The 10,419-nt window shown below is 66.7% G+C and carries 9 protein-coding genes; 4 read left to right on the forward strand and 5 right to left on the reverse strand.

The features are described 5' to 3' along the window. Positions 1–106: 106 nt before the first annotated feature. Together ACM9NP_RS18640 and ACM9NP_RS18645 are read right to left on the reverse strand one after the other, a co-directional pair. Positions 107–1,654 (reverse strand): multicopper oxidase family protein, encoded by a 1,548-nt coding sequence (locus ACM9NP_RS18640; protein WP_415648021.1) that lies wholly within the window; start codon positions 1,652–1,654, stop codon positions 107–109. Next, complete coding sequence (locus ACM9NP_RS18645; protein WP_415648022.1) at positions 1,651–2,079, reverse strand: hypothetical protein; 429 nt, start codon at positions 2,077–2,079, stop codon at positions 1,651–1,653. Before ACM9NP_RS18645 ends, ACM9NP_RS18640 begins: the two co-directional genes overlap by 4 nt. A gap of 197 nt (positions 2,080–2,276) precedes the next feature. On the opposite strand from ACM9NP_RS18645, the gene ACM9NP_RS18650 reads away from it, so the two are divergent. From ACM9NP_RS18650 to ACM9NP_RS18665, 4 genes are all read left to right on the forward strand, one after another. Then, the gene (locus tag ACM9NP_RS18650; protein WP_415648023.1) at positions 2,277–3,434 is read left to right on the forward strand and encodes a sensor histidine kinase; all 1,158 of its coding nucleotides are present in this window, start codon (positions 2,277–2,279) and stop codon (positions 3,432–3,434) included. Beyond that, positions 3,431–4,096, forward strand: coding sequence for a response regulator (locus ACM9NP_RS18655; RefSeq protein ID WP_415648024.1), 666 nt, complete (start codon positions 3,431–3,433; stop codon positions 4,094–4,096). The genes ACM9NP_RS18650 and ACM9NP_RS18655 overlap by 4 nt, the downstream gene beginning before the upstream one ends. Before the next feature lie 660 nt (positions 4,097–4,756). Further along, positions 4,757–5,341: a DUF4291 domain-containing protein gene (locus tag ACM9NP_RS18660; protein ID WP_415648025.1), complete on the forward strand. Its 585-nt coding sequence runs from the start codon at positions 4,757–4,759 to the stop codon at positions 5,339–5,341. 127 nt (positions 5,342–5,468) lie between these two features. Beyond that, entirely contained in the window at positions 5,469–7,706 is a 2,238-nt protein-coding gene (locus ACM9NP_RS18665) for a glyoxal oxidase (RefSeq protein ID WP_415648026.1), read from the forward strand. Positions 7,707–7,949: 243 nt separating this feature from the next. Here ACM9NP_RS18665 and ACM9NP_RS18670 read toward each other — a convergent pair whose 3' ends face one another. From ACM9NP_RS18670 to ACM9NP_RS18680, 3 genes are all read right to left on the reverse strand, one after another. Further along, the gene (locus ACM9NP_RS18670) at positions 7,950–8,216 is read right to left on the reverse strand and encodes a hypothetical protein (protein ID WP_415648027.1); all 267 of its coding nucleotides are present in this window, start codon (positions 8,214–8,216) and stop codon (positions 7,950–7,952) included. A 480-nt stretch (positions 8,217–8,696) separates the two neighbouring features. After that, positions 8,697–9,278 (reverse strand): TIGR03086 family metal-binding protein, encoded by a 582-nt coding sequence (locus ACM9NP_RS18675; protein WP_415648028.1) that lies wholly within the window; start codon positions 9,276–9,278, stop codon positions 8,697–8,699. A 54-nt stretch (positions 9,279–9,332) separates the two neighbouring features. After that, positions 9,333–9,956 carry a nucleotidyltransferase domain-containing protein gene (locus tag ACM9NP_RS18680; protein ID WP_415648029.1) on the reverse strand — a complete coding sequence of 208 codons (624 nt, stop codon included), beginning with the start codon at positions 9,954–9,956 and terminating at the stop codon, positions 9,333–9,335. Positions 9,957–10,419 lie beyond the last annotated feature (463 nt).

The raw sequence follows: 10,419 nt of genomic DNA on the forward strand, positions 1-10,419 counted from the left end.
TGGTTGGGCAAATGTTCGAAACAGGCGTGTTTTCGCAATTTGCCCAACCAAGCGGAACTTTTGCCCAACCAAGCGGAGTTTGTTTTCGACGGTTCGGAGTGTCCGCTCAGACGACGTCGAAGTTCGCCATCATCGCCATGTCCTCGTGTTCCAGGTTGTGGCAGTGCATCATGTACCGGCCCCGATGCCCGGAGAACCGGACCGCGACCTCGACGAACTCGTACGGTCGAAGATCCACCGTGTCCTTCCACCCGGCGTCCTCGGGGGCGGGCGGCTTTCCGTTGCGGTTCAGGACCTGGAAGTGCCCGAGATGGACGTGCACCGGATGGTGGAAGTCCGAGGAGAACATCCAACGTTCCACAGTGTCGATCTTGACGGTGGCGAGCGAGTCGGCGGGATCGAACGGCTTTCCGTTGATCGTCCACATCTGACCATGCTCGTGGTTCGTCAGCGCGAAGGCGAACTTGCGGTCACCGACGGAGTCCTCCACCGCGATGGCCGGGGGTTCCGAGAGCCGCTTCGGAACGCGGTACCGCGTCCCCTTCGCGCGATCGACGCTGAACCGCATCACCTCGGCGGCCGCACCCGTCCCCAGTAGATTCCGCAGGACCACGCGATCGCCGACGTCATGGCCGGAGAAGTCGACGATCACGTCGAAGCGCTCGCCGGGCGCGATCGTGATCGTCTCCAGGACCTGCGGTGCCGCGAGCAATCCCTGGTCGCTGCCGATCTGGGTGAACCGTCCGCCGTCGTCCAGGGCGAGTTCGAAGCGTCGGGCGTTGGACGCGTTCAACAGCCGCAACCGGTACGAGCCATTGTCGACGGACGTCGTCGGCCACGGCGCGCCGTTGACGAGCAGGACATCGCCCTCCACTCCCTGGTGGTAGTCGCCGGTGACGCCGGGCTCGGCCAAGAGCGAGTCGTCCACGGACGGATACTTGAACGAGCCGTCCGCGTTGAAGGCCCGATCGCACAGGAGCAACGGCAGCTCGTGGTCGCCGGACGGTAGTTCGAGCCGGTCCTCGTCGTCGTCGCGCACGATGAACATGCCGCACAAGCCGCGCCACACCTGCGGGGCCGTGAAGTCCATGCGATGGTCGTGGTACCAGAGCATCGCGGCGGGTTGTTCCACCGGATACTCGTACTCACGGCCCCCTCGGTGGAGTCGCCACTGGTCGGCGTCCGTCGCCATGTGCGAGCCCGCGCCCGGATCGAAGTCGTGTCCGTCGGCGACGATCACGTCCGTCGGATAACCGTCCGAATCGGATGGATTGACGCCGCCGTGCAGATGGGTCGACGTCGGTGCGGGCAATTCATTCCGAACGTCCACGATGATCGGTTCACCTCGGCGGACGTCGAAGGTCGGGCCCGGGAACACCCCGTCATACCCCCATACCCGCGTCCGCGTCCCCGGCAGGATCTCGACGTCGCTTTCGCGCTGGGTCAACATGTACCGGCCCGCCTCGTTCGGCGTCGCCACCGGCGGAATCGGCAACGGCACGACGAACCGCTCGGGTAGTGGCAGGTCGCTCGTCAATTCCCGCCCGGCGGCTTCCGGGATGACGGCGCTGCACCCCGCGATCGCCGTCGCGCCCGCCGCGATCCCACCGAGCTTCAGCACCGTGCGTCGTTTGAATCCACGCCGAGGTGTCATTCCGCCGCTCCGATCGTCCGCGTCGATTCCGCCCACGCCCACGCCGCGATGCCACTCGCGACGCCACCTACGACGAACGCGAGCGGGAAGTGCAGTTCGAGGATCCGGAACGCCCCGAGCGCCGATTGGCCGAGGATCAGTACGAAGAGGACACCGGAGCGAAGGATCGGCCTTGCCGAGCCGCGACCGGGGCGCCAGTACAGGATCGTCCCGATGAGCAGCAGCAATGACGCCACCATGAGCGCCAGCGCGATCATCAGGTGTGCGACGAGCAGGTTGACATTGCCCGTGATGAACAGGCCAGCCACCACCGGCTGGGCGATGGTGCCGACGGCGATCAACGCCGTCAGGGGACGCAGGGTCCAGATGATCCAGCCCGGTATCCGGTCGGTTCGCGCGCTCGCGGGCGCGGTCGCAATGCTCATGAGTTCTCCCCATCGTTGGCAGGCTTGAATCCTGGCGCCGTTGGGCCGTACCGACATCGGGCCGCGGACGACAATCGGCCGTACGGCGTGGGGAGTGCGTCGGGTGTGGGACGGTCGCCGTCGTACTTCCCGGGGAGTACTCGCGGCTCCTTCCCCCGCAGGGTGTCGAGCGGCGGCACGGGGCATAGTTTTGCGGCATGCGACGAGGACCCGAGGCGATCAATTGGCAGTGGGACCCGGTGTTGGCGCTGGGTGTGATGGTGGTGGCGGTCGCGGGCTCGATGTCCGCCGGCAGCGAGGAAGCCCTGGTGTCGGTTCCCTCGCTGCACGGCGCCGGGATCGCCCTGCTGGTCGTCGCGTCGTTGGCGATCGTTGTCCGACGGCGGTATCCGATGGTCGTCGCGGCGCTGGGAGCCCTGTGCGCGGGCACCTATTTCCTGGTGGTGAACGACAACATCGCGGCCGCGATTCCGGCCGCGATCGGTTTGTATACATTGTCCAGTCAAGGATATCGGGCGCGGGCGATAGCGATCATCGTCGGCTGCACGGCCATCGCGGTGGGAACGGCGGTCGTGCTGGCCTCAGATCCGATCGATTCGATCCATCGGACGGGCGGGCGAATGGGCTGGATGACCGCGATCATGATCGCGGGCGAGGTGACGCGGCATGCGAGACGCAACCTGGCGCAGGCGCGCGCTCGCGCGCGGGAGGCCGAGCGGGCCAGGGACGAGGCGGAGTTGCGTCAGGCGGCGGAGGAGCGCGTGCGGATCGCGCGGGAGTTGCACGACTCGTTGACGCATTCGATCTCGGTGATCAACGTGCAGTCGGCGGTGGCGCTGCACATGTTGCCGGACCGGCCCGCTCAAGCGGAGGAGGCGGTGCGGCACATCAAATCCGCCAGTCAGGACGCGATGCGGGAGCTGCGGGCCACCTTGGGAACGTTGCGGATCAGCGAGGTCGAGGCCAATCCGACGCTGTCCGGACTGTCACGCCTGCTCGTCGGTGTCCGGGCCGCCGGTATCGACGTCGAGTTGCGCGAGGAACTCACCGAGCGGCTGCCCGCCGAGATCGACGCGGCGGCGTTTCGGATCATCCAGGAGTCCTTGACCAATGTGGTGCGTCATGCGGAGGCGAACTCGGTGACCGTGACGATTCGCCTGGCAGGGGGCGTGGCCAACGTCGAGGTCGTCGATGACGGCCACGGCTGTGGTGGTGATGTCGAAGGCTATGGGGTCGTCGGCATGCGCGAACGCGCGGAGGCGCTTGGTGGGCGATTGACGGCGACCGGTCTCCTCTCCGGCGGCTTCGCGGTGCGGGCCGAACTGCCCGTTCCTGTGCGGGAGCCGGTCGCGTGATCCGGGTGCTGCTCGCAGACGACCAGGCCCTCATCCGGGCGGGCTTTCGCGTGTTGCTCGAAGCGGAGCCGGACATCGAGGTCGTCGCCGAGGCTGCCGACGGGGCAGCCGCCGTCGAGTTGGTCCGGCACCATCGGCCGGACGTGGCGTTGGTCGACGTGCAGATGCCCGGCCACGATGGAATCGAGGCGGCCCAACGGATTTGCGCCGATCCGGAACTGGCCGGAGTCCGCGTGGTGATCCTGACGAACTTCGCGCTGCGGGAGTACCTCGTCGAGGCCCTGCACGCCGGGGTGAGCGGATTCCTGGTGAAGGACTCCGAACCGGAGGACCTGATCCGCGCGGTTCGGGTCGTCGCGGCGGGGGAGGCGCTGCTGGCGCCGTCGGTGACGCGGCAGTTGATCGCCGAGTACGTAGCGGCGCCCCGCCGCCTCACGTCCATGATGGAACCGTCGGTTCTGACGCCTCGCGAGCGCGAGGTACTCGCCCTCGTCGGGCACGGCATGTCCAATCAGGAGATATCCGAGCGCCTGTGCATCAGTCATACGACGGCGAAGACCCATGTCAGTCGGGTCATGGTGAAGCTCGGTGCCCGTGATCGGGCGCAGCTGGTCGTCGTCGCCTACGAGTCGGGCCTCGTCGAACCCGGCGGCGGTGCTTGAGTCGGCGGGGTCGGCCGGACTGTGGCGGTGGACGGACGGGACGTTATCGGCTCACCGCAACGGGTCCAGATCGATTCTCGCCGTTCGAAGCGTGTCTCCACTTCGGAGTTTGGAGCGGGCGTCGAAGGTGCCTGGCGCTGGTGTTCGTTGACGGAGCCGTCTCGGGCTGAGCGATCTCGCGTATCCGATGAGGACGGTTTGCGGGTCGGCGCCGAGCCCCACCGGGGCTCGCCCGGCCCAAGGTGAGGAGCCACGCTGCGTAACGGTTCGATAACGACGGTGGTCGCGAGTGGACGGAAGATCAGACGGCCCGCCGAGGAAAGTCCCGACTCGCCGTCCGGGAGGGGGCGACGGCGATGTGTGGATCAACGGGTCAGGAGGCTCGGGCGAATGGCAGCGTGGTGTGACGGGGAATCAGTGGAGCCCAGCAGTCCCGTAGGTCCGGATTCGTCGAGAACCGCAGGCGGGCGCTGGCGTGACCGCGCCCTGCCCATCGGGACGGTGGGGAGCCCCTCACGTCACCCTGGAGGAGGTCGCTGACGGGCCGCATCGTATCGCCTGAGCCGACTGCGGCCCAGGCTATCCGCCCATCGCCCGCCGGTCGTCCACTGTCAACGTCGCGCCGATCCGGGCTGGCGCGGGGTTGAGATGATGCCCCTCATGACGTCCAAACAGATCCGCGCGTCCTTCGACGACTCGACGATCCGGGTGTATCAGGCGTACCCGGCCGCGATCGCCGACGCGGCGACGGCGGCCGGCACCTTCGTCCCACCCTTCAGGATGGAGCGGATGACGTGGATCAAGCCGTCGTTCCTGTGGATGGCCTATCGCTGCGGCTACGCCAGCAAGCCCGGACAGGAACGTGTTCTCGCCGTCGACGTCGACAGGCAGGGTTTCGCCTGGGCGCTACGGAACTCCTCGTTGAGCCACTACGATCGCGCCGTCCACCGTGGCCGCGATGAATGGCGTGAGTCGCTACGAAAACCCGTCCGCGTCCAATGGGACCCGGAACGCGACCTTCGCCATCGGCCACTCGACCATCGGTCCATTCAGATCGGCCTATCGGGCGAGGGCGTGACCCGTTACGTCGGGGAGTGGATCAAGGGCATCACCGACATCACCGAGCTCATGCACGCCGTCGGCGGTCACGTCGCCAGGGGCCGGCTCGACGAAGCCACGGCGTTGCTGCCGTTCGAGGCCCCCTATCCGTTCCCCGAGGACGTGCCGATCCACATAGTCAACTGACGTCGAAAACGGACATTCGGATTCGATCCACGTCAATCGGCATGAAACGACCCCCCATTGTCCACCCTGGTGCAAACTATGCCCGGCGGCGAGTCCGCCGCCGACCAGGGACGACACGGGGGAGCGAATGTCCACAACACACGATCCACGCGACGGGCACCGGTTCGAACGCCGGACGGTGCTCGCGGCGGCGCTCGTCGGCGCTGGAGCCGTCGCCATCGCACCGGCGCTGCGGGCCGCCGGGCACACCGCAACCGGACAGGAACACTTCTCGGTCATACCGGAAGGATCCGACACGTCCGCCGATTGGCTGCGACTTCGGTTGCGCCGCGACGGATCGGGTGAACCCCTGCGGTTGCGGGTCACACCCGCCGGGGAGTCCGGGGCGGCCATCACGGTCTCGTCGACGACGGGATACACCGCGATCGACGGCGCCGTCGACGGCCGGGCCGTAGAGGCCGCTCCCTCCGGTGATGGCTCCGAGGTGACGTTGACACCACTCCGGGTCGGTTCGCCGGGTGCTCCAGACGACCGGCTCGTCATCCAGTCGGCGGATCGCCAATGCGAGGTCGACGTGTGGGTCGAACCCGAGGGCGGTGTATGGGGTGGACTGTCCCCGGAAGACCCTCCATTCGAGCTCGGCATCGTCGCGATTCACGCCGCGCTCATGAGAAAGGGAGACGGCGCGGAGGTCATCATGTACTCCCTGGCCCGCGATCGGGACCCCTTCGACGGAGAACCGGTACCCGACCCCGCTGTGCCAGGCCAATGGCTGTGGGACGTCTTCCGGATGGGAGACATGGAGGCCAAGGCGCTCGACCTCGGCGACTACACCCTGGCGGACCGGGTCATGACGCCTCCCAAGAACGTCTTCTGCGGCGGTCAGACACACCTGCCGGACGGGCGGTTGATGCACGTGGGTGGGCACTTCAGCCTCGACGACACGGTGCACGACGCCGACATGATCCACATGTACGACGCGAAGGTCCTCGACCCGACGGCGGCGTGGACCCACATCGACCACCACATGAACCCACCACGCTGGTATCCGTCGGTGACGGCGCTTCCCGACGGGCGGATTCTCGTCACGTCGGGCGCGCGGACGCTTCCCCGTCAGAACCCGCGCGACCACGAGCCCGACGGCTACTGGAACGTGATCAATAACGACTACCTGATCGTCGATCCGGTGACCGGGACGGTGCTGTATCCGAAGGGCGCCGATCCGTCCGCCGATCTGATCGACCAACCGACGATCGACCGGATCAACACCGCGATCGCGGAGGCGCACTCCGACCTGCCGGGGGAGGAACTCGCCGAGTATTACCAGCAGTTGGCGACGTACCCGGCCGTCCACGTCCTGCCGGGGGCGAACGGTGAGGCAATCGTCAGCCTCATCGAGTCGAACCGAGCTTGGCTGTACCGCTACACCGGAGATCGTCTGCGGCGCACCGACTTCATGTATCCGATGCGTACGCGCGGTTCCCGCAGCTACCCGCATTACGGCGCGCCCGTGCTGTTGCCGCTGGAGAACGGGCGCAACCCGCGCGTCCTCTATGTCGGCGGCCAGCACGAGGAGCTGGAGAAGCACAGACTTCTCCTCGGTGAGGAAGCCGAGCTTCCCGCCACGACGACGGCGGAGATCTTCGAAGTGGACACCGCGTCCGCCACCGGCACCTGGCACGCCGGTGGACGTATGGCGCACCCGCGTGTCCTATGCGACGCGACGTTGCTCGCCGACGGCCAGGTGCTCGTCTCGGGTGGATCGACCTGGGGTTGGGGCGACATCAACGGTGGTCCCGTCTACGAGTCGGAGCTGTTCGACCCGGCGGCCGATGCACCGGCGTTCGCCCCCGCCGCAACCGCCAAGACGGAGCGTCGATACCACTCGACCGCCCTGTTGCTGCCGGACGGCAGCCTGCTCAAGGCCGGCTCGACGGGCGGTTTCGGCAGTTATGTCAACAACACGAGCGACCGGATGCTCGTCGACACCACGGCGGAGCGGTACTTCCCGGCGTACATGTTCCGTGGTCCGCGCCCGATCATCCACAGTGTCACGCCCGGAACGGTCGACGCGCCGTTGACGCCGGGCGCGACGTTCCTCGTCAACGCCGGTGGTCCTGCCCTTAACGAGCGGGCCAGGGTCGCGTTGATCCGGCCCGGAGCGACCACGCACGGGGCGAACATGGACCAGCGTTTCGTGTGGCTCGAGGCCCAGGCCGAGCCCAACGGCGGGACGTGGGACCTGCGCGCGACGATGCCGACCAACGCCGCCACGGCACCGCCGGGCGCGTACATGCTGGTCGTTGTCGCGGAGAATCGCGTACCGACCGAGGCCCACTGGGTCCACATCGCAGCCGGGACCTGAGCGAGCACGGTCAGGGGCGGCTCCATCGTGGGCCGCCCCGCCCGGTTCCCGGCCCCGCCGCCGAACCGGCGCCTGCGGGCTGAGAACGCCCGTGCCGTCGATCGAGGCAAAGCGCGATCATGGACACTCGCGATTGTTCGGATCACCGCCCCGACGAACCTGCGTCGAACTCTGGATCCGATGACCTCGGGGCGGAGGCGCGCTCGATGGCACCGCGAGTCGTCCCGACCTCCGATCCGCTCCCTATTCGGTATCGACAAGGCCGACCATGCGGGGGACACCATGGACGAACATTCGCCGACCCTTGTCGGTCTCCTGATCAGCTAGTTGGTGGATCATCGCCACGAGGGTCGTGCGATCGGTCTCGGCCAGATCCAGCAGAGCAGCCGCCGCCGTCTCCATGGTTCGTACCGCCGAATCCGGGTCGACTTCGTCGTCGTCACCTTGCTCCAGGAACACCAGGCAGTTGCACAAGGCGTTGAGCAGTGCCGTGTGGATGGCGTCAGGCATCAGGCGAGGTTAGCCGTGAGCCGTGCGGTGGCTGCGGCGAGTAGCCCGAGCCACGTCATGAACATGGTGTTCGGAAAGCGGGTCCCGTTCTCCTTCGATTGCGGGCCTTCTCTTTCAGAGTCGGACGATTGGCCCTGATCCGTGTGCGACGCAGACGTTCCCGGTTCGTACAGGGGGTCGGCCCTCGGTCGGGAACAGCTCGCCCCCGGCCTCGGACCGCACCCGATACGCAATTCCGGGCGACACCCTGCGGCAACGCCTAACCGACCGGCCCGTCGGCTGGGCCGGGGCAGAGCCGCGCCGACGATCGCCGTTGCTCGTTGGGGAAACCACCACGCCTTGTTGCCTGAACAAACGAAAGCCTCCGGCGATGACGAATCAATTGCGACACAATCGATCCAACCGGAGGCTTCGCCACACATCCCGAACGAGCCTTAATCGCGCCAATCCGGCACGGTCGAGCGTGGCACCGGGCGTGCCCTAAGGCGTCCACTTCGGGTCTCTGCCCGCGAGACCGAGCACGCGGTCCAACGCGGGAGCGTCCGGTGGGACCTCGACGACGGGCCCGTAGACGCCCTCGCGCTCGGATTGCGGCTCCGGCGGATAGAGCAGGGTGAGCGATCCGCCGAGCGTCTCGTCGTCCAAACTGTATTCCTGGCCGGTCGCGACGGCCAGATCCCAGCCGTGCACGACGAGTTCGTTGAGCGCCACCAGACCCGCGATTCCGCCGGGCAGGTCGACACCGCCGACACGGGTGAAACCGAGCCACGCGTCCGGCATTCGCCATGCCTCCGCCAACGCCTGGAGACGGTCCGGCAGTTGCTCCGCCCAGTCGTCGGGCAGGTCTTCACCGCTTGGCGCGGGTGGATTGTCCGTCAGCGGGCTGGCCATCTTCGCGGCCGCGTCGGCGAATGCGATGCTGAGCCCGCGAACGTGTTCGAGCAGTGTCGCCACCGTGTAGTCCCCGCATGGGGTCGACGACGCCAGGTCACTCGGGGATATGCCGTTGACGACGTCGGTGACGGCGTCGGCGGCGGGGCCGAGATCGCGCATTATGGACATGCAAACTCCAACCGGTCGAGACGAGCCCAAAGTCTACAATGTCGGGATCGTCCGTCAGGCGTTCCGCTCGTCGAGCAGCTTGTCGAGGATCGGCCGCCAGGGGTGATCGGGCCGTTTCGGCGAGGACAACCGGGGGCGGAGCCAGGTCAGGCGTTCTCGGTCGAGTAGCGGGACGATCTCGGTGAAGTCGGCATCGTCCTTCGGGCGCATGTCGCGCGCCTTCAAGAGCAGGACGATTTCAGGAGCGAGGAACGGCAGGCCGTCACCGGTGTAGAGGGTGATGAGGCGCCATTGCCGACGGATGCGCCCTCCCCTGTGGAAGACCCAGTCGGTGCCGGCGGAGTCGGCGAGCAGGACGTCGATCGGTGGCGTGGTTTCGCTGCTGATCGTGAGTGTGTGTCTCCCGGTGACGAGCTCGATGTCGGGCCGCCAGTCGACGTGTTCGCCGGTGCTCTGGTCCTTCACCTTCGGCGAGTACTCGGCGAAGGTGCGGGCGAACGGTTTGACGTCGTCGCGACGAATCAACACGTCTACATCGGAATGTTCGCGTCGGACGCGGCCCGCGAAGAGGTCCAACGCCCAACCTCCCGCGACGAGGTATCGGGCGGGATACGGGTCGAGCACTTCTCGGACGCCGTTCAGGGCCGTTGAGGGGCAATCGTGATCACCGACAGGCACATTGTGATTGTAACGGTGCGATCCGTCGACGGTTCGAGAGTGATCATGGGTCGACTATGAAACTTTACTGTGGATTCATCGCCGTCGGGCGTGGCCGTCGCGCACGTGATCATGTCGAGAACATGACGCGAATGCGGTTGCTGCTTCACATTTGCATTCGACGGTGGGCGCTTTAGCGCCGTTTTGGAGGATATGCGGGAAAGTAGACCGGGATGCAAAAATATTTGAACTTCGCTATATTGGCACCACTCGATGCCCGCGAGTGCGATGCCTGGTGCTCACCTCGTGGGTGTCCTCATACCTACGCATAGGGAGTACTCATGTTGAGCTTCGCTGGTCACATCGGCGCCACCGCAACGGGTGGCCTCACGGTCACGGTCGCGCCGGGCGCGTCCACCACCTGCGGCGGCGGCAACTGCTGCTGCACGAGCTGCTGCTCCTGGTAGTAGCCACAATCGTGNNG

This window comes from Stackebrandtia soli, from assembly GCF_965137155.1.
Taxonomy (GTDB): Bacteria; Actinomycetota; Actinomycetes; order Mycobacteriales; family Micromonosporaceae; genus Stackebrandtia; species Stackebrandtia soli.

Excerpts from the sequence above, each read along its gene's own strand:
- ACM9NP_RS18660 (WP_415648025.1), top strand. The coding sequence starts at position 4,757 with ATGACGTCCAAACAGATCCGCGCGTCCTTCGACGACTCGACGATCCGG.
- ACM9NP_RS18670 (WP_415648027.1), bottom strand. The coding sequence starts at position 8,216 with ATGCCTGACGCCATCCACACGGCACTGCTCAACGCCTTGTGCAACTGC.
- ACM9NP_RS18675 (WP_415648028.1), bottom strand. The coding sequence starts at position 9,278 with ATGTCCATAATGCGCGATCTCGGCCCCGCCGCCGACGCCGTCACCGAC.
- ACM9NP_RS18645 (WP_415648022.1), bottom strand. The coding sequence starts at position 2,079 with ATGAGCATTGCGACCGCGCCCGCGAGCGCGCGAACCGACCGGATACCG.
- ACM9NP_RS18665 (WP_415648026.1), top strand. The coding sequence starts at position 5,469 with ATGTCCACAACACACGATCCACGCGACGGGCACCGGTTCGAACGCCGG.
- ACM9NP_RS18650 (WP_415648023.1), top strand. The coding sequence starts at position 2,277 with ATGCGACGAGGACCCGAGGCGATCAATTGGCAGTGGGACCCGGTGTTG.
- ACM9NP_RS18640 (WP_415648021.1), bottom strand. The coding sequence starts at position 1,654 with ATGACACCTCGGCGTGGATTCAAACGACGCACGGTGCTGAAGCTCGGT.